Origin of the sequence: Sphingosinicella sp. CPCC 101087, assembly GCF_004151485.1 — a bacterium.
In the GTDB taxonomy this organism is placed as follows: Bacteria; Pseudomonadota; Alphaproteobacteria; order Sphingomonadales; family Sphingomonadaceae; genus Allosphingosinicella.
In genome coordinates this window covers 181,548-201,305 of sequence record NZ_SBFF01000005.1, presented here as the reverse complement: position 1 = coordinate 201,305, position 19,758 = coordinate 181,548, and the positions used below count along the sequence as shown (strand labels likewise).

The following is a 19,758-nucleotide window of genomic DNA, read 5'->3' as shown; positions in this document are numbered from 1 at the left end:
GTCTAACTCCTGATATCCGGATCAAAGCCTGCGGCCGCCACGGGGCGCCGGTTCGGAGATGAACCCGATCCGGGCATAGCCCGCCCGCTGCATCGTGAAGATGGCACCGCCGATGCAGCGATAGGGCGTGTCGATGTCGCCGCGGATATGCACCTCCGGCATATTTTCCTCGGTGAGGTTCTCCACCCCGCCGAGCGCCGCGATCTGGCCCTCAAGCTCGCTCACCGCCCGGTCGATCAACTGCTCGGAATCCAGCGGGGTGAGATCCCAATAGACCTGACATTCGCCGGCGTCATTCGCCAGGACCGAGAGGTTGACGTTCTCGGGCTTGGTCGTGGTCGCCTCGAACTCGACCTTCGGCAGCCGAACTGGCACCGTCTGCAGCACGACGGGAACGGCGATCAGGAAGATGATCAGAAGCACCAGCATGACGTCGACGAGCGGCGTCGTGTTGATGTCGGACATCGGTGTTTCTTCACCGTCTCCAGATTCGCCGACCTGCATTGCCATGTTTCGATTCCTATCCTGACTTCCAGCGGCCGATCGGGCCGCGGGCGGCGGCGGCGGAGCCCGGCTCCGCCGCCGCCCTTGCCGTTACGCCTTCTGACCGGCGGTTGCGCCCGTGGTCGTGGCGCCCGCCGCGGGACGGGTGGCGGTGGTGCCGGCCGCAGCCCGCGCCGGCGCAGCCGTCATCGGACGAACGGTGCCGCCCGACATCATGTAGCCGTGCACGTCGTTGGCGAAGCGCGCGAGTTCCTCGACGATCGCCTTGTTGCGGCGCATCAGCCAGTTGTACTGCATGACGGCCGGAACCGCCACGATCAGGCCGAGCGCGGTCATGATCAGGGCCTCGCCGACCGGACCGGCGACGGTGTCGATCGACGCCTGTCCCGCCGCACCGATCTTGATGAGCGCGCGGTAGATGCCGACGACGGTACCGAACAGACCCACGAACGGAGCGGTCGAGCCGACGGTGGCGAGCAGCGCCAGGCCGGTGGAGAGCTTCGACGCGATCGCGCCCTGGCTGCGCGCCAGCGAGCCGAGCATCCAGTCATGCTGGTCGATCGGATCGGTCAGCTTGGTGTGCTGCTCCTGAGCGATGATTCCGTCATCGACGATCTGGCGGTAGGCGCCATTCTTGTCGAGCTTGTTCGCCGCTTCGCGCAGATTGGCTGACTGCCAGAAGGACGTGCGGGCGCGCCGCCCTTCCTTGATGATCTTCTGCTGATCGATGAGTTTCACGAAGAAGACGTACCAGGACGCAACCGACATGATGACCAGAGCGGCGAAGGTAAGCCATGCGATGACGCCGCCCTGCTGCAGAGCGCCGACCAAACCGAAATCACCACCGCCATGGGCTGGTGCTGCTGGAGCTGCCATTGTCTCAATTCCTTCTCATGCAAAGACTGGGGATAAAGGTAACTCAGATATTTATTCGGCAATGCGCCAGGTGATGCGCGCGCTGACCGTGTCGTCGGTCGGCTGACCGAGATTGTTCCGCGCGGGAGTGAAACGAGCACGGCTGCGCATGATACGGCAGGTGGCATTGTCGAGCGCGCTCGACCCGCTCGACGAGGTGACGGTGCACTCGGTCACGCGTCCATTGGGTCCCACGGTGAGACGGAAGCCGGTCGTTCCCTCTTCCTCATTGCGAAGCGCCGAGGCCGGATAGTCGTCATTGGAGACGTAGGAGGCCAAGTTGGCGCGGGCGCGAGCGGGTTCGACGGTACGCGGAGGCGGCGGCGGGGCCGGCGGAGCCGGCGGGGCCGGCGGAGCCGTCGGCGTGATGACGACCGGAGGCGCGACCGGTGCAGTGGTGATCGGCGGGGCCGGGGTCTGGGTCCGGACGATCGGCGGCGGCGCGACCACGGGCGGAGGCTGGACCTCAACCTGTTCGGGGGGCGGCGGCAGCTCCTCGGGCGGGGGCGGCGGCTCCTCCTCCACGTCGAAGGTCTTCATATCCTCCTGGACGTTCTTGATGACCTTATATGCAAGGCCGGTCACGAACGCGTAGCCGAGCAGGGCATGGAGCAATGCGACGAGTACGATCGACCAGACGCGGCCCGTACTCATTCTCTGATCAACGTAGGACATTAACCAGCCACTCTCCCTCTCTCGTGCTGCCGGACCAAGCATAATCGCCGAGGTCCGTTTCCGGGTTCACCCATGTGAACTCCATGGGTGCGGTGGGTGTGTCTATAGTGACACTTTGGCCGACGCAATCCTTCTGTGACACATACAGAGCCGATGGATTTCTCATGCAATGAGCGGTTAAGGCTGGGAGCATTAACCGCATCTTCGCTCCACGATCAGGAAGATTCATGCGTACAACCAGCCTCGGCCTCCTCTGCTCATTGATTCTAATATGGTCGCAACCCGCTGAATCGCAACAGGTTTCTTCAGCGGCACCGATGACCTACGCCGATCTGGCCGATCTTGCGCTCGCGGCCCCCGTCGTCGCGCACGTTCGTGTCGAGCGCAGCGACGTGCTGTCCGAACGCGAGACGCCCGGCGTTCGCGCAGGGCATCGCCGATTTCTGATCGAGGCGAGTCTCGTGGCGCTGATTCGCGGCGAAGGGGGCCTCCCGCCACGCGTTCGCTATCTGGTCGACCTTCCCAATGACGAGCGTGGCAGACGACAGCGGATCCGGCGCGGCACCGAGTATCTGGTGCTCGCGACCCGCGCGCCCGGCGAGCCCGACGAGCTGCGGCTGACCGCGCCCGACGCGCAACTGCCGTTCAGCCCCGAGACCGCGGCGCAGCTGCGTGAAATATTGCGCGAATCAGCCGCCAGCGACGCGCCCCCCCGAATCGTCGGAATCGGCCGGGCCTTCCACGTTCCGGGTTCACTGCCCGGCGAGAGCGAGACCCAGTTCTTCCTGCTCGCCGCCGACGACCGCCCGATCTCGATCAGCGTCCTGCGCAGGCCCGGCGAGCAACCACGCTGGTCGGTGGCGCTGGGCGAGCTGGTCGACAATGCGGCGGCGGCGCCGAATCCGAACACGCTGCTCTGGTATCGGCTCGCCTGCACGCTGCCGCGGACCCTGCCCGCCGAGAGCCTGAGCGAGGCCGGCGCGGGCGAGGCGGAAGCGATTCGTGCCGACTACCGGCTGGTGCTCGAGAGGCTGGGGCCCTGTACACGGAACCGGCGACCCGTCTGATCCTGCCTCTGCGCCTGTCCGATCCGCTCGCCGCTTCCGGTCCCCTCTCTCTCGCCGCTTCCGGTCCCCTCTCTAATGACTCCCGCGCGCGTCGCGCGCGCGAGTCACGGATCAGGATGAAGGGTCCGCGTCGGATCAGAAGGAGGCCAGCTCGACGCCGACACCCGCACAATCGGGATAGATGTCCGGCTTGCGCGTCGACACGCGCAGCGCGGTCACGCCGGGTCGGGCGGCGACCTGCGCATAGATTTCGCGGACGAGGGTCTCCTGGAGATTGAAGCGACGGCCGGCGATAAGGGTCGCCACTTCGGTACGCAGGAAATCATAGTTCCATGCGCTCTCCGCCGCGTCCGCGGTCGAGAAGGAGGTCTCATCGACCCAGACCTCGACGGTGAGCAGCAGGCGCTGGGGATTGCCGATCTCGAAATCGTGAAAGCCGATGTCGATCTGGAGCTGGTAGTCCTCCAGCACGATCTTGCGGGTCTTCGGCCGGAGGGTCTCGGGCACGAGACCGTCAAGCGCGTCATGGTCGAGCATCAGTTTAGCTTTCGTTGCGGCCACCAGCGACGTCCGGCGCGGGAGGCATTCGGTCCTAGCCGATAAACTGGACGTCGCGGGGAAGCGACAGGAATCGCTGACCGCCGTCGAGCATGATGGTTTGACCGGTGAAGGTCGGCGTCGCGATGATGAATCGCAGGGCGCTCACAATCTCCGAGACGTCGACTCCGCGACCGAGCGCATTCAAGGCATGCACCGCTTCGAAATTGGCGCGGCTCTGGGGTCCGGATACCAGGGTCACAGAAGGCGCAATCCCGCACACCCGGATGGCTGGCGCGAAGGCGCGGGCGCACAATTCGGTAAGGCCGGCGAGGCCGATCTTCGAGACGGTGTAGCTGAAGAAGTCCGGATTGGGTGCGGCGATCTTGGCATCGAGCAGATTGACGATCAGGCCCGGACCCTTGCCGACCCGGGCCGCGAACGCCCGGGACAGCAAGGCCGGAGCGCGGAGATTGACGTCGAGATGCGCATCCCAGCCGTCGACCGGGAAATCGCCGGCGGCATCGTAGACGAAGCGAGACGCATTGTTGACGAGCAGCCGCGCCGGCGGGAGGCCGTCCAGCGCGGCCATCACCGCCTCCGCCGCTTCGGGGTCGGCGAGATCCGCGCGCACGATGCTGGCCGTGCCGAGCGAATCGGCGAGCGCGCGTGCCTCGTCGATCGACCGATTGCAATGGATCAGCACGTGCCAGCCATCCTGCGCCAAGGCACGCGTCAGCTCCGCCCCGATCCGCCTAGCGCCGCCGGTGACGATGGCTGTTCCGGGTCGTTCCAGCTCGGTCGGCATGGAGCGGCGATAGCCGCCTCCCTTGCGCAACGCCAGCCGCCGGTTAGACGCGAACCATGTCCCCTTCTCTTTCCGACCTGAGCAGCCTCGGCTTCGGCGACATCGCCGAGCTCGCGCAGGGGCGCAAGCTGCCGCCCGTCGACTCCTGGAACCCGCCGCATTGCGGACACAGCGGCATTCGCATCGCGCGGGACGGAACCTGGTTCCATGAAGGAAGCCCGATCGGGCGTCCGGCCATGGTGCGGCTTTTTGCCTCGATCCTGCGGCGCGAGCCGGACGGGCGGCATGTGCTTGTGACTCCCGTCGAGAAGCTCGACGTGGACGTCGAGGACGCGCCGTTCGTCGCCGTGGAGGTCAGAAGCGAAGGCGCCGGCCGGTCGCGCTCGCTCGCCTTCCGGCTCAACACGGGCGACGTCCTCGTCGCCGACGCCGACCACCCGCTGCGATTCGAGCAGAGTCCCGAAGGGCCGCGCCCCTATCTGCTGGTCCGCCGCGGCCTTGACGCCCTGATCGCCCGCCCGATCTATTACGAGTTGGCGGAATCGGCATTGGCCGAAGGAGCCGAGCCGCCCGGCCTCTGGAGCGGCGGGGTGTTCTTCGCGATGGATGGGCCGGAATGAGCCTGGCGGCCACCCTGCGCGCAGCGCTCGAACGCGGGCATCGCAACAGCCCGGAGCTGCTCGCCGGCGACGTGCTGGAGGGAGAGGAAGCGGAGCGCGGCATCACGCCCGCCGCGGTACTGGTTGCGGTCGTCGACCGGCCGCAGCCGACCGTGATCCTGACGCTTCGGCCCGAGACGATGCGCAAGCATCCCGGCCAGATCAGCTTTCCGGGCGGCCGGATCGATCCCGGCGACGCCGATGCGGTCGCCGCGGCCTTGCGGGAGGCGGAGGAGGAGATCGGGCTCGACCGCGCCGCGGTCGAGGTGATCGGGATTGCCGACCGCTATCGCACCATTACCGGATTCGAGGTGACTCCGGTGGTCGGGATCGTCCCGGCGGGGCTCGGACTGACCCCGCATCCCGGCGAGGTCGCCGCTCTGTTCGAGGCGCCGCTTCACTATCTGCTCGACCCCGCTCACCACCAGGTTCGCACCACCGAGTGGCGTGGCCGGCCACGATCCTATTATGAGATAGAATGGCAGGAACGTCGGATCTGGGGAGCGACCGCGGCGATGATCGTCAATCTGAGCCGTCGCCTGGCGCTCAACGAGTTGTCATGAAGCTCCCCGAAGCTCCTTGGCACACTTGGTCGGGAATGCCGCGGCTGTTGCGGACGCTCGGCGCGGACGCCGGGCACACCCGCTTCGTCGGAGGCTGCGTGCGCGATACCTTGCTCGAGCTGGAGGTGAGCGATGTCGATCTCGCCACCCGCCTCGCGCCCGAAGAGGTGATGACAAGGCTCGGCGCCGCGGGGATCAAGGCAGTGCCGACGGGGCTGGCCCATGGCACGGTCACCGCCGTGATCGGGGGCCGCCCGGTCGAGGTGACGACACTTCGCCGGGACGTCTCGACGGACGGGCGGCGGGCTACCGTCGCCTTCACCGAGGATTGGGAAGAAGATGCCGCCCGGCGCGACTTCACCATCAATGCGCTGAGCGCCGCGCCTTCCGACGGTGAGATATTCGACTATTTCGGCGGCATCGACGACCTCGTCGCGCGGTGCGTGCGTTTCATCGGGGATCCGTTGACCCGCATCGCCGAGGACCATCTCAGGATCCTGCGCTTCTTCCGCTTCCACGCCCGCTTCGGCGGGAGCGCGCCCGATGCCGCGGCGCTTGAGGCGTGCGCCGCGCGCGCCAACGATCTGATGGCCCTGTCGCGCGAACGGATTGCCGACGAACTGTTGAAGCTGCTCGCTTTGCCCCATCCCTGCGCAACGGTGCGGCTGATGATCGAGCAGGGCATATTCCGGCCGGTCCTGCCCGAGATCGAGAGCGCCAATCGGCTCGAGGCCCTGGTCGGGGCAGAGCAGGCCGCGGGCATCGCCCCCGATCCGGTTCGCCGGCTGGCGGCCCTGCTGCCGGCCGATCCGGCCATTGCCGCCGCAGTCGCGACACGGCTGCGCCTGTCCAGGCACAAGGCGAAGCGCCTGTCCAGCGCGGCCGACAGGCGGATCGACCAGCCGGAGGTGCTCGCCTACGAGATCGGCGCCGAGGAGGCCGTCGATCGCCTTCTCCTTGCCGGCGAGCCGGTGGAAGGATTGAGAGCCCTGCAGGCCTGGAGCCGGCCGCGCCTTCCGATCGGCGGCGGGGAGTTGATCGGCATGGGGCTCGAGCCCGGGCCGATCGTCGCCCAGGTGATGCAGGCGTTCGAGCGGGAATGGGCGCGTTCCGGATTTCCTGCCGACCAGGACGAGGTCAGGGATCTCGCCCGCCGGCACGTCGATCAGGCGTTGCGCGACAGTCCGAAAACGAGCGCCTCTTCCGGCGGCAGCGGCGCGGAGAAGTGATAGCCCTGTCCGTAGGTGCAGCCGAGCTCGGTCAGCATCTCGGCAAGGTCTTCGGAATCGATCCCCTCTGCGGTCGTTGCCATGCCGAGCGCGCGCGCCAGCGACAAGATGGCCCGCACGATCGCCGTCGAATCGTCGGCGGCCATCATCCCACCGACAAAGGTCTGATCGATCTTCAGAAGGTCGATCGGCAGCTTCTGCAGCATCGCCAGCGAGGTGAATCCGGTGCCGAAATCGTCCATCGCGATTCGCACCTGAGACTTCTTCAGCGCATTGAGCGCCTTCGCGACACGATCGGGATCCTGGATGATGGCGCTCTCGGTGAGCTCCAGGGTGAGCCGGTCGCCGCTGATGCCGGCCGAAGCCAGCGCTCCGACAACGGTCGCGGCGATATCGTCGCGGCTGATCTGGATCGGTGATAGGTTGACGCTCATGTTGAACGGAAGCACCGCCCCGGCGGCGCGGTCCCACTCGCTGAGCGTGCGCATCGCCGTGTTCAGCGCCCACCGGCCGAGCGGCACGATGAGGCCGGATTCCTCGGCGACCGGAATGAACTCGGCCGGCGGGATCGCATCGCCGTCATGGGACCAGCGCGCCAGCGCTTCGAAGCCGGCGACGCGGCCGGAGTCGAGGTCGATCAGCGGCTGGTAGGCCAGAGTGAGCGCGTCCGCCTCGATCGCGCAGCGCAATTCGGTCTCGATGCTGAACCGGCGCCGGACGGCGGCCGCCTGGATCGGCTCGTAGACCTGGGTAGTCCCAAGCCGCTTCGCCCGCTTGAGCGCGAACTGGGCGTTGCGCAGCACTTCGTCGGCGCTGTTCACGCCCGGGCTGAGCACGGCGCATCCAATCGCGCAATCCACCCTGATCTCCAGCTCGGACAGGCGAAAGGGCAAGGTCAGGACCGTCTTGATGCGCTCGGCGGCGCGCAGCGCATCGGACAGCCCGCGTTCCAGCCGCATGAGAACGCCGAACTCGTCGCCGGAGGTGCGCGCCAGCATGTCCGTCGGCCGCAGCGCCGACACCAAGCGGCGCGCGAAGGTGATCAGCAGCTCGTCCCCCGCCATCGCACCCATGCATTCGTTGACCCGGCTGAACCGGGTCATGTCGATCGCGAGCACGGCGAAGCTTCCTTCGCTGAAGCTGGGATCGGCAAGCACCGCATCGACGCGTTCGTTGAAGGCGAAGCGGTTGGGAAGGCCGGTCAGGCTGTCGCGCAGCATCTCGGACCTGAGGCTCTTCTCCGTCTCGACCTGCGCGGTGCGATCGATCAGCGAGACGAGCAGACGACGCGGCTGCCCCTTAGCGTGCTTGAGCCGCGAGAAACGGACGGTGAAGTGCCGCCCGGCGATGCTGCGCCCGTCGGCCGTCTCGAACTGGTAGGCGGGGTCGTCGGACTCGATGAAGTCGGCCAGCCGCGCACCGATCGGTCCCGAGCGCAGGATCGGCACGTGGGAGGCCCGCCGGTCACCGATGCGTTCATCCCATTCGGCGATGAAGCGAAAATGCTCGTTGGCGCATTCCACCAGCGTCTCCGACCCGGCGATCGAAACAATCGCGGCCGCGATCGGCAAGGCGTCGAGATAGGCCTGCCGAGACTGGGCGAGACGGCGCTCCACCTCCGACGCAATCGCCTCGGCGGGCGACACGTCTCCGGTGCTGTCCCCCGCATGCGATCGGCCTCGCCTTCGCGTCCCTGCAGCTTGCATGTCGAGGGCGATAAACGAACAGGGTTAACGCTTCATTTCGTTACGGGCGGCGATCGCCGCAACGGCCGCCGGGAACGAACGCTAGCCGAACGGGGCTTCCTTCGGAAAGCCCATGGGCGGCATACGCCCGGCGGCGCCGCGGGCGGTTCGCCAGGGATTCATGTCAGGCTCGGTTCGGATACGCTTGCTCTCCCCACCCATCGGCCAGGACAGGCCGTCGGCGAAGCGGAACCCGGTGACGTCGGCGAGGCCGCCGTCGCGATAGCGCTGGAGCTGAACACCCTGGCCTCGGCCCATCTCCGGCAGTTCGCTGAGCGGATAGACGACCATCTTGCGGTTTTCGCCGATCACCGCGACGAAATCGTCGCCTTCCTTGAGCGGCCGCACCACCTTGAGCTGCCCGCCCGACCGCAGGTTCATCACCTGCTTGCCCTTGCGAGTCTCGGCCAAGGCGGAAGCGGCAGTCGTGACGAATCCGCGGCCGTCGGAGGAGGCAAGCAGCAGCTTCTCCGCGTCGGCGGCGCGGAACAAGGCCACCACGTTGCCCTCGCCTTCTATGTCCACCATCAGCTTGACCGGCTCGCCGAAGCCTCGGCCGCCCGGCAGCTTGTCGGCGGCGAGCGTGTAGAAGCGGCCGGCAGTAGAAGCGAGCAGGAGCTTGTCGGTCGTGAAGGCGTGGAAGAAGAATTGCGGTGCATCGCCTTCCTTGAACTTCAGCGCGTCCGGGTTCGACAGCTCGACATGGCCCTTCATCGCGCGGATCCAGCCGCGCTTGGACATGATCACCGTGATCGGCTCGCGCTCAATCATCGCCTCGAGTGGGATCTCGCGGAGCGGGCCCGCTTCCTCGATCAGGGTGCGCCGGCGCCCGAGGTCCGTTGTCGGCCCATAGCGCTCCCGCAGCGCCGCCAGATCCTTCTTTAGCCGGTTGCGCTGGCGGGTCGGCGATTCGATCAGCTTCGTCAGCTCCTCCCGCTCGGCGATCAGCTTGTCGCGCTCGCGCCTCAGCTCCATCTCCTCCAGCTTGCGAAGGCTGCGCAAGCGCATGTTGAGGATCGCTTCGGCCTGCCGATCGGTGAGCGCGAACTCCGCGATCAGCACCGGCTTGGGCTCGTCCTCCGTGCGGATGATGTGGATCACGCGGTCGAGGTTGAGGAAGGCGACGATATAGCCTTCGAGCAGCTCGAGCCGGTCGTCGATCTTCGCGACGCGATGCTCGGCGCGACGGACCAGCACCTCGAACTGGAAGCGCAGCCATTCGCTGAGCACCTCCTTGAGGCCCATCACCCGCGGCGTCCGATTGGCGTCGAGGACGTTCAGGTTGAGCGAGATGCGCACCTCGAGGTCGGTCAGCCGGAACAGGCTGTCCATCAGCAGCTGTGGATCCACGGTGCGGCTGCGCGGTTCGAGAACGATCCGGATCTCCCCCGCCGATTCGTCCAGCACGTCGGCGAGGATTGGCAGCTTCTTTTCCGTGATCAGCACCGCGATCTGCTCGATCAGCTTCGATTTGGGCACCTGATAGGGGATCTCGGTGATGACCGCGGTCCACATGCCCTGGGCGCCTTTCTCGATCTCCCACTTGGCGCGCACGCGGAAAGCGCCGCGACCGGTGGCGTAGGCGGCCGCGATCGAATCCGGACCATCGACGATCACGCCGCCGGTCGGGAAATCCGGGCCGGCGACGAAGTCCATCAGGGCCGAATCCTCGGCCTTCGGATTGTCGATCAGGTGGGTCGCCGCATCGATCAGCTCGGCGACGTTGTGCGGCGGGATGGAGGTCGCCATGCCGACGGCGATGCCGCTGGCGCCGTTGGCGAGGAGGTTCGGGAACAGGCCGGGAAAGACCTCGGGCTCCTCCTCCTCGCCATTGTAGGTGGGGCGAAAGTCGATCGTCCCTTCGTCGAGGCCCGCCATCAGGTCGTAGGCGGCCTGAGTCAGCCGCGCCTCGGTGTAGCGCATCGCCGCCGCATTATCGCCGTCGACATTGCCGAAATTGCCCTGGCCGTCGACCAAAGGGTAGCGGAGCGAGAAATCCTGCGCGAGCCGGACCATGGCGTCATAGACCGACTGGTCGCCATGCGGGTGATATTTGCCGATAACGTCGCCGACGACCCGCGCGCACTTCTTGTAGCCGGACGCCGGATCCAGCCGCAGCAGGCGCATCGCCCACAAGAGACGTCTGTGGACCGGCTTCAGCCCGTCGCGCAGGTCGGGCAGCGAGCGGGCGGTGATCGTCGAAAGGGCGTAGACGAGGTAGCGCTGGGACAAGGCGTCGTCGAAGGGCGCCTCGACGATCTGGTCGAATTCGTCACTCATGGCGGAGCGTTAGCAGGGCCGGTCGCGCGAGGCGAGGTCCGCTTGATCGGCATCGATCCCCACGCGGGAGATCGGCCTAAGTCAGCCCGCCGGCGGAGGCATGAATATCTCTGCCGGCTCGCCTTTCGCCGCTTCGCGGACCTCGGCGAGCAGCCATTCGCGAAAGGCGACGATCTTCGGCTGGGTGCGTCGACCTTCCGGATAAACCAGCCACTGGCTGGATCCGGTGAGGTGAAAATGGGGAAAGGGTTGGACGAGCCGGCCCGATTCCAGCTCGGGTCGCCAGAACATCGGAGTCATCATCGCGATGCCGGCGCCGGCGAAGGCGGCATTCGCTTCCATCACCTGATTGTCGAGGACCAGACCCCGAGGCGGCGGGCCGTCGCCTGCCTCCACGCCGACGTTCGCCAGCCAGTCGCGCCACCAGGGATCGGAGGGCGCCAGCCGTGGCACTTCGAGCAGCCGCTCCGGCCGATCAAGCCGATGGCGCGCCGCGAACTCGGCGCTGCAGATCGGGCTGAAATGGGAGCGGAACAGGAAATGGCATCTGAGCCCGGGCCAATCGCCGCGCCCGATCCGCACGGCGGCGTGGAACTCGCCCGTGGAGAAATCGACCAGCCGATTGTCGGTGCTGAGCCGCACCGCCAGATCGGGATGCCGCACCTGAAAGGTGCCCAGCCGCGGCGCCAGCCAGGTGCTCGCGAAAGTTTGGGCGGTGCTGATCGACAGCAGGCCCAGATCGTCGGCGACCAGTCCGGAGAAGGCCTCCTCGAGCGTGTCGAAGGAAGAGGCGATGAGCGGCGCTATCCGCCGCCCGGCATCGGTCAACGACACACGCCCCTTCGAGCGCGTGAACAGCGGCAGCCCAAGCCGTTCTTCCAACAAGCGAATTTGATAACTCACCGCCGCCTGGGTCATCCCGAGCTCGGCTGCGGCCTGCGTGAAGTTCTCATGGCGAGCGGCGGCATCGAACACCCGGACGGCGCTTAAAGGCGGCAGACGGCGCATCGGCGCTTCATAAGGTCACCTTATATCTCTTGTCGAGACTTTCGTTGGCGCGAGCGGCCGTTCGGCGTCACATATCACGGCATCCACTGGAACCTCCGTTCACCGGAAAGGACTGGAAAGATGCGCGACGAAATCGATGCCCGGATCTGGGCCGACCACCACGAAGTTTTCGCCGAAGGAATCGATCGCGCGCTGCTGGGGCTGCGCTCCGCGGCCGCTCGATTTGCGGCTTGGGACGGGTCGTCCCACCAGCTGATCGCCTTGCTGCTCGCCTTCGCTATCACCGGACTGACCTTCAACAACACGGCAGCCTGACCGGCAGCCTCGCATCGAGGAGGATATCATGCGCGACAAGATCGAGAGCCTTTTCGCGGCATTTCTGCTGACCTTCCACAAGCTGCACGAAATCCAGTTCAACGCCCCCTGGAATCGCGGCACAGGTCGCTGCTGAAGCTTTGCGGAAGGGGCGCCCCGGTCTAACCCCGCCGGATGCGCCCCTCCCGCAATCGCCTTGCCCTTGCCGCCTCATTGGCGTTAGCCGCTTGCGCGATGACGACGAGCGGCGAACCCAGGGCCAGCGGACCAGACGGGCTGATGGCCTGGCCGGACCTGCTCGAGCGGCCACGGCCCACGCCTTCCGCCACGGTCAGTTATGGAACGGACCCGCTGCAGATCGTTGACCTGTGGCTACCGCAGGGCGAGGGTCCGCACCCGGTCGTGCTGATGGTGCATGGCGGCTGCTGGCAGACCGACATCGCCGACCGCACGATCATGAACTGGATCGCCGAGGATCTGCGTCGGCGCGGCTTCGCGGTTTGGAACATCGACTATCGCGGCGTCGATCGCCCCGGCGGCGGCTATCCCGGCACCTTCCTCGATGCCGCCGCCGCCGCGGACGCGCTGCGCGATCATGCCGGCCGGTACCGCCTCGACCCAACGCGCCTCGTGGCGGTCGGCCATTCGGCCGGAGGTCATCTCGCGCTCTGGCTGGCGGCGCGGCCGCGGCTTCCGCAAGGCTCTCCACTACGCACACGCGATCCCCTTCCGATTGCCGGCATCGTCAGCCTCGGCGGCTTGCCGGACCTCGAGGAGGCCGCGCGCGCGCCGGGCAGCGGCTGCGGCACCGAGGTGATCGGCCGGCTGACCGGCGGCCGATTCGAAGACACGTCGGTACCACGCCTCGCACCGATCGGCGCCCGCCAAGTGCTGATCAACGGCGATCAGGACAAGATCATTCCGACCGCTTACGCCGAAGCTTATGCGGGACCGATGCGCGCCGCCGGCGACACGGTGCGCGTTCGGATGATCGACCGTACCGGCCATGTCGAGCTGGTCGCGCCCGAGACGTCGGCTTGGGCGGCAGCGGTCGAGGAGATAGAAGGATTGATGGACTGATGGGGCTGACACATGCCGAAGCGGTCGCGGCCGACGCCGCCGATCCGCTGCGCCCGCTGCGCGCTCGATTCCACCTGCCTGCCGGCCTGATCTATCTGGACGGCAACTCGCTCGGCCCGCTGCCCCAGGCGGCCGACCTGCGCCAGCAAAAGGTCGTGCGCGAGGAATGGGGCGAGTCGCTGATCCGAAGCTGGAACGTGCATGGCTGGATCGACTCACCGCAGCGAATCGGCGCCAAGATCGCGCCGCTGATCGGCGCCCGGCCCCATGAGGTGATCGTCACCGATTCCACCTCGGTCAACCTGTTCAAACTGCTGACGGCGGCGGCGCGGCTGTCGGATCGGCCGGCCCTGATCTCCGAATCGGGCAATTTCCACACCGACCTGCACATCGCCAGCGGGGTGGCCGATCTGATGCGGCTTCGGCTGGACGTGGTGGCGCGCCAAGAGGTCGAGGCGCGCATCGGCGACGACACCAACCTGCTGCTGCTCACCCATGTCCACTACAAGACCGCTGAGCGGTTCGACATGGAAGCCGTGACGCGGCGGGCGAAGGCGGCCGGGGCGCTCACCGTGTGGGACCTCAGCCACAGCGTCGGCGCCGTGCCGCTCCACCTCAACGAATCGGGAGCGGAGCTGGCGGTCGGCTGCGGCTACAAATATCTCAACGGCGGACCCGGCGCGCCGGCCTTCCTCTACGTCGCCGAGCATCTCCAGGAACGGCTGGTCTCACCGCTACGCGGCTGGATGGGCCATGCCGCTCCATTCGACTTCACCGACGATTATGTGCCGGCGCGGGGAATCGACCGCTTCCTCGCGGGGACGCCGCCGATCCTCGGCCTGGCGGCCCTCGAGAGCGGAATCGACACGTTCGACGGTGTCTCGATGGAGCGACTCTGGGCGAAGTCGATCGCCCTGTTCGACGTCTTCCACGGCCTTGTCGAGGCGCGCTGCCCGGAGCTCATCTGCATCAGTCCGCGCGGTCCCGACCAGCGCGGCAGTCACATCTCCTTTCGTCATCCCCACGCGTTCGAGCTGTGCCAGGCGCTGATCGCCGAGCAGGTGATCGGCGACTTCCGCGCGCCAGACGTCATCCGATTCGGGCTGACACCGCTCTATCTCGGCTTCGAGGATATTTGGCACGCGGTAGACCGGATGGCCCGAATCCTGGAAACCGAAAGCTGGCGCGAGCCGCGCTTCGCCGTGCGCGGAAAGGTCACCTGAAGCCGGGCAAGGCCGCGGCCCTTTCGGGGCCGCTATGGGTTTGCGCCGTCGGGACCCTTGGAGTATAGCGCACGCCTTCGCCCCGTCCGTGCGTTGCCGAGCCGACGCCGGTTCGGGGCGCGCCTGTTTGAAAGCCGGGAGACCAAGTCTCATGTCCCGCCGTCGCATGATCTACGAAGGCAAGGCCAAGATCCTTTACGAGGGTCCTGAGCCGGGGACGCTGATCCAGTATTTCAAGGATGATGCCACCGCGTTCAACGCGCAGAAGAAGGGCACCATCTCCGGCAAGGGTGTGCTCAACAACCGGATTTCGGAGCACATCTTCACCCTGCTCGGGGCGATCGGGATTCCGACCCATTTCGTGCGCCGGCTCAACATGCGCGAGCAGCTGATCCGCCAGGTCGAGATCGTCCCGATCGAGGTCGTGGTGCGCAACGTCGCCGCCGGAACGCTGTCGCAGCGGCTCGGCATCGAGGAAGGCACGCAGCTCCCGCGGACGATCATCGAATATTATTACAAGGACGACGCGCTCGGCGATCCGATGATCGCCGACGAGCATATCGCCTGCTTCGGCTGGGCCAGCCAGGAAGAGATGAACGATATCGCCGACATGGCGATCCGCATCAACGACTTCCTGTGCGGACTTTTCGCGGGCATCGGCATCCGGCTGGTCGACTTCAAGCTCGAATTCGGCCGGCTTTGGGAGAATGACTACAGCCGCGTCATCCTCGCGGACGAGATCAGCCCCGACGGCTGCCGGCTGTGGGACATGAGCTCGGGCGAGAAGCTCGACAAGGACCGCTTCCGGCGCGACCTGGGCGGCGAGGCGGAGGCCTATCAGGAGGTGGCGCGCCGGCTGGGCCTGCTCAAGGAAGGCGACGCCAACATGGTGCTCGACCTGGACAGCCACAGGAAGATGCGGGGAAAGTGAGACCGGACGACCTGGCGGGCGCAGGTTGATCTAAGACGCTCAGGAGCGAGGCTGCCGAGGCAGGACCGCAGCCGTCACTCCGCCGGAGCCTATGCCTCGGCGCGGCGCCGAGGCCCTTTTCGAGACCTATTCGAGATCCCGACTTGCGTCAGGATGGCGTTGGATGCCCGCGACTATCCCGGAGCGCCGCGTCCGCCGCCGCCCAGATCGCCCGTGTCCGACGCAGTGCCGGAACCGACGGCGGCACGACCGGCGCCGGTACCGAGCCCTTCGCCGATGGTCGGGGCCAGGCCTTGCGCCGCCGCGACCTTTCCCTTCCCCAGCGCATCGCCGGCATCGCCGGAACCTTGGACCGCCGGATCCTTCTCGCGGTCCGCGGTGCCGCCACTGACGTCACCCTCCCCCGCGATCGCACCTCCGCCGCTGGAGCCGCCGGTGCCGGCCAGCGGATCCGTCTCCCGCCGGGCAAGCTCGGCGCCACTGAGGCCGCCGCCACGGCCGAGGTAGCCGAATAGCTGAGCGACATCCGGCCCGTCGATCCGGACGAAGCCATCGCGGCGGTGTTCGACGTCCTCAATCGCCATTTGTCCGCGGGACAGCTCGCGAAGATTAGAAATGCGCTGCCGAGGGGCCTGAGACTGGTTTGGGACGGCGCCGACGCCCGCATCCTCAGCGAAGCCGGCGCCTGACCGCGCGATTCGCTTCCGCTCGCATCCTCTGCGGCGGGTCTGGCGCGCTTCCCTGAAGCCTCGGATTTTGCTTCTGAAATCGTGCCTTTCGTGCACCGATCTGCTATAAGGAATCGGGGGCCACGAAAGGAGACGAATCATGTCTCAGCAAGCGCGTCCTCTCCTCGCACAGGACGAAGCAATCGATTACCGCCATCAACTCGTCTCATCGCGGCGGGTAGAGGGAACCCCGGTCTACAACCGCTCGGACCAGCGGCTCGGATCGATCCATTCCGTGATGATCGACAAGAGGAGCGGCCGGGTGGCTTATGCCGTCTTGTCGTTCGGCGGATTCCTCGGACTGGGCGAGAATGTGACGCCCGTACCCTGGGAGGTGCTCAGCTACGACGTCGAGCTCGACGCCTATGTGATCGACCTTACCCGCGAGCAGCTCGAGGCTGCGCCGACGCTCCGCCTCGATCAGGCCGACCGGCCGCAGCCGCAGGATTATGAGGAAGTCCAAGGCTATTACACCAAGCTCCCCTGGTGGGGCTTGTAAAAAGGTCAGGACGGCGACGATTTCACCACCACCTCGGCCTTAATCGAGTTGGCGATGAAACAGCACACATGCGCCGCCGCCTGCAGCCGAGCCGATGCTTCCGCCGAAGACGGCGGACGTGCGAACGCGATTCGCGATCTCAGCGTGATTCGGCTCGCGGCCGGAGGCGAACTGGCCATCGAACGCCATAGCCGCTCCGTCGATCAAGCGGCGGCTATGCGCGGCGGATCCTGACGCGAGAACAATTCGCTCCCATCCCCGTCAGTCCCGCCCTTGCCGTTGGTCGCCGGTGCCGCGATCAGCATTTCGCCCGCCGCCAAAGCCTCGCGCCGGGCCAGCCGTCCGTCGATACGGGCTCCCGCGGCAATGCTGATCGTCTCGTAGCTGATATCCCCGGTAATGCGGGCGCTGGCCTCGAGCACGACGGTCTTGCCGTTCACCGTCCCTTCGACCAGCCCGGCGATCCGCGCTTCGTCGGCGACGATGTCGCCGGCCACGATGCCGGTCGCGCCCTGGCAAAGCTGCGCGCAATGCACCGACCCATCGACCCGCCCATCGACATGCACCTGCGCGGTGGTCGCGAGATCCCCGCTAATCACCACCTCGGAGCCGATGAACGACAGGCCCGGCGGCCCCGACTTGGCCGGCCTCATTGCCGGCTTGGCCGGCTTGCTGCGTGAGAACATAGACGGCGCCTCCCTCGCCCCGCCCCGACTATCGCGCGTGGATATTACGAGATCAAGCGCAGGAGGGACCGTAACTTCACGGTCTGCGGCCGGGACCGAAGTTCGAAGCCTATTCCTCCTCGCCCGGCTCGGCCATCGGGCTGACTCCGCCCGGCGGTCGACCGTCGATGGCGCGGGCGTGCGCGCGCACGCCCCCCATTCCCCCGGGGTCGCCAGGATCCGGCGGCGAATCGAGTGCCCCCTTGCCTTCGCTGGTGCGACGGCCGCTCCGCTCCGCCGAGCTGCCGGCGCCGGCCGGTTTCCCTTCGGGGTTCCGGCCGATCGCCGCCTCGGCCGAATCATCGCCGCCGGCGAGCGTCGACTTGTCTTCCGGCCGCTCCCCTTCGGCGGCTTCCCCAGTCCTGCCGCCGCCGCTCTCGGGGTTGGTGTCAGGGGCGCCGGTGCCCGCCGTGCCACCTGTCGCGGCCTTCCTGCCGTCCGCCATTTCGCATCTCCGTTGGTTTTCACAAGCCAACGCCGGCGACGGCGCGCCGTTCCTGCCGCCTGGCGCAACGCGGGCCAGGCGGCGACGCAACAAGGCCGCATGTGCGGAGAGCAGAAAGAAATGGGGGCTGGCGTTGCCGCCAGCCCCCACTGTCCCTTCGCGGTGGTCACCAAGCCTGGGAGGCGAGGCAGTCCGCTTTGGGCTTCTTCGAGGGCCGAGCCTGAGCCGGGGGCTCGGGACCGTCCTCCGGAGTCCTTCGGGAGCTTACGCTCCTTCGGGTTTCCCCGCTGGTTCCCCGCCAGGGCCAGCCCTGACGGTTCGCCGTCGGCAGATCCGGAACCGGGGTTCCGGCACCCTGTCGTCTCGAGCCTCCGCCGAAGCGTAGGCCGTCAACGACAGGCTCCCTGGCCGAGGCCTGGGTCTGCCCGACAGTCCAAGGACTTGCATCCTGGGTCTGCCGTTTCGCAGCTCCCGGGCCGAAGCCCGGTCCTGCCCGACCGTCACAGAGCCGGGGCCCTGATTCCGCCGGTGGCAGTGCGCCGACTTTCGTCCCGCTTCTGCCGGACAGGTCGGGCGAAGCCCGGATCCTGCCTGTTCGGCACGGAACCCGAAGGTTCCGAACCTGGGTGCTTGACGATGCCTGCCACCTTCGCTTCCGCTAAAGGGCAAGCCCGCAGCTTCCGCCTGGCGGCGGCTTCGTCAGCCGCCCTGCCTTTGCTCACCCACCCTCATCGCCTGGTGGGACAAGAGGGCTTCGTGGCTCCGGCTGTGGCTGGGAAGGCTTTCGACCGTTGCCGGTCGATCGTCTCGGCCACGGATTGAAGGCTCTCATGAAAACCGAGTCGCACCAAGGGGATTCTGACTGTGGATAACGAGGATTACGGGCATAAGTCGGACCGTGTCCCGGCCCTTGCCCCATGTCACCGGATCGCACCGCTCTCGGGAAGCCCCGCTTGCGGCACGGACGATGCCCGCATAAAGGGGCGCCATTCATCTCATGGCTCGGCCGTCGCGGCCGCGCGTCTGCGGAGGTTCTTGGCGGCATGGACGATCGCTTCAACACGATTGCTGGTTGGGTGCTGGGGGGCGGCATCGTGCTGCTGGGCGCAAGCCTGATAACGGGCGAATATTTCAAAGCCGAGCGTCCCGAAACGATGGGCTATCCGATCGCCGGCGTCGTCGAGGAGGGCGCGGGCGAGGAAGAGGCCGAGCCGCCGATCGCGGCCTTCCTGCAGACCGCTGACGCCGCGGCCGGCGAAGCCGTATTCCGCAAGTGCACCGCCTGCCACACGATCAACCAGGGCGGCGCCAACAATATCGGACCGAACCTGTGGGGGACGATGGGCGCGCCGCTCGGCCACGTCGCCGGCTACAACTATTCCGACGCCCTGCGCAGCAAGGGCGGGACCTGGACCTGGGAAGCGATGAGCGACTGGCTGCGCTCTCCGCGCACCTTCGCGCCGGGCACCAAGATGACCTTCGCGGGCCTCAGCGATCCGCAAGACCGCGCCAATCTGCTCGCTTATCTGAACGCCCAGGGCAGCAACCTGCCGCTCCCGGCCCCGCCTGCCGCCGAGACACCGGCCGAGGCTGCCGCCGAGCAGGCCGACATGCCGGGGCAAGGCGACATGGCGGAGCCGCAGCCCGAGCTGGATCCGGCGACCACGCCGCGCACGCCGGGAACCGTCGGCGGTCCTGGCGCGCCGGACGTATCGGGCCGCGAGGGTCAGGAGAAGGGCCAGTAAGCCCCGGCCAGCCGCCGGCACGGATGTCGCGGCGGGAGGATGGAGCACCGCCTCCTGCGAGCTATCGGCGGTAGCCG

The 19,758-nt window shown here is 67.1% G+C and carries 22 protein-coding genes; 10 read left to right on the top strand and 12 right to left on the bottom strand.

Going from position 1 to position 19,758, the window contains the following annotated elements; genetic code table 11:
- Positions 1–21: 21 nt before the first annotated feature.
- From EKM57_RS09715 to EKM57_RS09705, 3 genes are all read right to left on the bottom strand, one after another.
- Positions 22–510, bottom strand: a complete 489-nt coding sequence (locus EKM57_RS09715; RefSeq protein WP_129792302.1) for a biopolymer transporter ExbD — start codon at positions 508–510, stop codon at positions 22–24.
- 84 nt (positions 511–594) lie between these two features.
- A complete protein-coding gene (locus EKM57_RS09710; RefSeq protein WP_129792301.1) occupies positions 595–1,380 on the bottom strand; it encodes a MotA/TolQ/ExbB proton channel family protein in 786 nt (261 codons plus the stop codon).
- 51 nt (positions 1,381–1,431) lie between these two features.
- A complete protein-coding gene (locus tag EKM57_RS09705; protein WP_129792300.1) occupies positions 1,432–2,094 on the bottom strand; it encodes an energy transducer TonB in 663 nt (220 codons plus the stop codon).
- 317 nt (positions 2,095–2,411) lie between these two features.
- On the opposite strand from EKM57_RS09705, the gene EKM57_RS09700 reads away from it, so the two are divergent.
- Complete coding sequence (locus EKM57_RS09700; protein WP_129792299.1) at positions 2,412–3,161, top strand: hypothetical protein; 750 nt, start codon at positions 2,412–2,414, stop codon at positions 3,159–3,161.
- A gap of 135 nt (positions 3,162–3,296) precedes the next feature.
- Here EKM57_RS09700 and EKM57_RS09695 read toward each other — a convergent pair whose 3' ends face one another.
- Entirely contained in the window at positions 3,297–3,698 is a 402-nt protein-coding gene (locus tag EKM57_RS09695) for a dihydroneopterin aldolase (RefSeq protein ID WP_129792298.1), read from the bottom strand.
- A 55-nt stretch (positions 3,699–3,753) separates the two neighbouring features.
- A complete protein-coding gene (locus EKM57_RS09690; RefSeq protein WP_129792297.1) occupies positions 3,754–4,506 on the bottom strand; it encodes an SDR family NAD(P)-dependent oxidoreductase in 753 nt (250 codons plus the stop codon).
- Positions 4,507–4,562: 56 nt separating this feature from the next.
- Here EKM57_RS09690 and EKM57_RS09685 point away from each other — a divergent pair, with 56 nt between their 5' ends.
- Genes EKM57_RS09685 through EKM57_RS09675 form a run of 3 tightly spaced genes read left to right on the top strand, consistent with a single transcriptional unit; the run spans position 4,563 to position 6,957 of the window.
- Positions 4,563–5,126: a DUF1285 domain-containing protein gene (locus EKM57_RS09685; protein ID WP_129792296.1), complete on the top strand. Its 564-nt coding sequence runs from the start codon at positions 4,563–4,565 to the stop codon at positions 5,124–5,126.
- The gene (locus EKM57_RS09680; RefSeq protein WP_129792295.1) at positions 5,123–5,728 is read left to right on the top strand and encodes a CoA pyrophosphatase; all 606 of its coding nucleotides are present in this window, start codon (positions 5,123–5,125) and stop codon (positions 5,726–5,728) included. Before EKM57_RS09685 ends, EKM57_RS09680 begins: the two co-directional genes overlap by 4 nt.
- Positions 5,725–6,957, top strand: a complete 1,233-nt coding sequence (locus tag EKM57_RS09675; RefSeq protein WP_129792294.1) for a CCA tRNA nucleotidyltransferase — start codon at positions 5,725–5,727, stop codon at positions 6,955–6,957. Before EKM57_RS09680 ends, EKM57_RS09675 begins: the two co-directional genes overlap by 4 nt.
- On the opposite strand, the gene EKM57_RS09670 is transcribed toward EKM57_RS09675, so the two are convergent.
- The 3 genes from EKM57_RS09670 to EKM57_RS09660 all read right to left on the bottom strand — a co-directional run bounded on the left by EKM57_RS09670 (position 6,894) and on the right by EKM57_RS09660 (position 11,990).
- Positions 6,894–8,603: a bifunctional diguanylate cyclase/phosphodiesterase gene (locus EKM57_RS09670; protein WP_243450968.1), complete on the bottom strand. Its 1,710-nt coding sequence runs from the start codon at positions 8,601–8,603 to the stop codon at positions 6,894–6,896. The genes EKM57_RS09675 and EKM57_RS09670 overlap by 64 nt on opposite strands.
- 141 nt (positions 8,604–8,744) lie before the next feature.
- Positions 8,745–10,982, bottom strand: a complete 2,238-nt coding sequence (gene parC / locus EKM57_RS09665; protein WP_129792292.1) for a DNA topoisomerase IV subunit A — start codon at positions 10,980–10,982, stop codon at positions 8,745–8,747.
- An 81-nt stretch (positions 10,983–11,063) separates the two neighbouring features.
- The gene (locus EKM57_RS09660; RefSeq protein WP_129792291.1) at positions 11,064–11,990 is read right to left on the bottom strand and encodes a LysR substrate-binding domain-containing protein; all 927 of its coding nucleotides are present in this window, start codon (positions 11,988–11,990) and stop codon (positions 11,064–11,066) included.
- A 120-nt stretch (positions 11,991–12,110) separates the two neighbouring features.
- On the opposite strand from EKM57_RS09660, the gene EKM57_RS09655 reads away from it, so the two are divergent.
- The 4 genes from EKM57_RS09655 (at position 12,111) to purC (ending at position 15,539) form a co-directional block, all read left to right on the top strand.
- Positions 12,111–12,305 carry a hypothetical protein gene (locus tag EKM57_RS09655; protein WP_129792290.1) on the top strand — a complete coding sequence of 65 codons (195 nt, stop codon included), beginning with the start codon at positions 12,111–12,113 and terminating at the stop codon, positions 12,303–12,305.
- Positions 12,306–12,539: 234 nt separating this feature from the next.
- Positions 12,540–13,385 carry an alpha/beta hydrolase gene (locus EKM57_RS09650; RefSeq protein ID WP_206185370.1) on the top strand — a complete coding sequence of 282 codons (846 nt, stop codon included), beginning with the start codon at positions 12,540–12,542 and terminating at the stop codon, positions 13,383–13,385.
- The gene (gene kynU / locus EKM57_RS09645; protein WP_206185369.1) at positions 13,385–14,608 is read left to right on the top strand and encodes a kynureninase; all 1,224 of its coding nucleotides are present in this window, start codon (positions 13,385–13,387) and stop codon (positions 14,606–14,608) included. Before EKM57_RS09650 ends, kynU begins: the two co-directional genes overlap by 1 nt.
- 151 nt (positions 14,609–14,759) lie before the next feature.
- Complete coding sequence (gene purC, locus EKM57_RS09640; RefSeq protein WP_129792289.1) at positions 14,760–15,539, top strand: phosphoribosylaminoimidazolesuccinocarboxamide synthase; 780 nt, start codon at positions 14,760–14,762, stop codon at positions 15,537–15,539.
- 173 nt (positions 15,540–15,712) lie between these two features.
- Here the strand turns inward: purC and EKM57_RS09635 are convergent, their stop codons facing one another.
- Complete coding sequence (locus EKM57_RS09635; RefSeq protein WP_129792288.1) at positions 15,713–16,123, bottom strand: hypothetical protein; 411 nt, start codon at positions 16,121–16,123, stop codon at positions 15,713–15,715.
- 244 nt (positions 16,124–16,367) lie between these two features.
- On the opposite strand from EKM57_RS09635, the gene EKM57_RS09625 reads away from it, so the two are divergent.
- Complete coding sequence (locus tag EKM57_RS09625) at positions 16,368–16,766, top strand: PRC-barrel domain-containing protein (RefSeq protein WP_129792287.1); 399 nt, start codon at positions 16,368–16,370, stop codon at positions 16,764–16,766.
- Between the two features lie 39 nt (positions 16,767–16,805).
- Here EKM57_RS09625 and EKM57_RS22230 read toward each other — a convergent pair whose 3' ends face one another.
- The 3 genes from EKM57_RS22230 to EKM57_RS21835 all read right to left on the bottom strand — a co-directional run bounded on the left by EKM57_RS22230 (position 16,806) and on the right by EKM57_RS21835 (position 17,936).
- Entirely contained in the window at positions 16,806–16,955 is a 150-nt protein-coding gene (locus EKM57_RS22230) for a hypothetical protein (RefSeq protein WP_206185368.1), read from the bottom strand.
- Positions 16,956–16,969: 14 nt separating this feature from the next.
- Positions 16,970–17,452 carry a polymer-forming cytoskeletal protein gene (locus tag EKM57_RS21840; protein ID WP_165357317.1) on the bottom strand — a complete coding sequence of 161 codons (483 nt, stop codon included), beginning with the start codon at positions 17,450–17,452 and terminating at the stop codon, positions 16,970–16,972.
- Positions 17,453–17,561: 109 nt separating this feature from the next.
- On the bottom strand, positions 17,562–17,936 hold the full coding sequence (locus tag EKM57_RS21835; RefSeq protein ID WP_165357315.1) for a hypothetical protein: 375 nt from the start codon (positions 17,934–17,936) through the stop codon (positions 17,562–17,564).
- Positions 17,937–18,979: 1,043 nt separating this feature from the next.
- On the opposite strand from EKM57_RS21835, the gene EKM57_RS09615 reads away from it, so the two are divergent.
- Positions 18,980–19,681: a cytochrome c family protein gene (locus EKM57_RS09615; RefSeq protein ID WP_129792285.1), complete on the top strand. Its 702-nt coding sequence runs from the start codon at positions 18,980–18,982 to the stop codon at positions 19,679–19,681.
- Positions 19,682–19,758 lie beyond the last annotated feature (77 nt).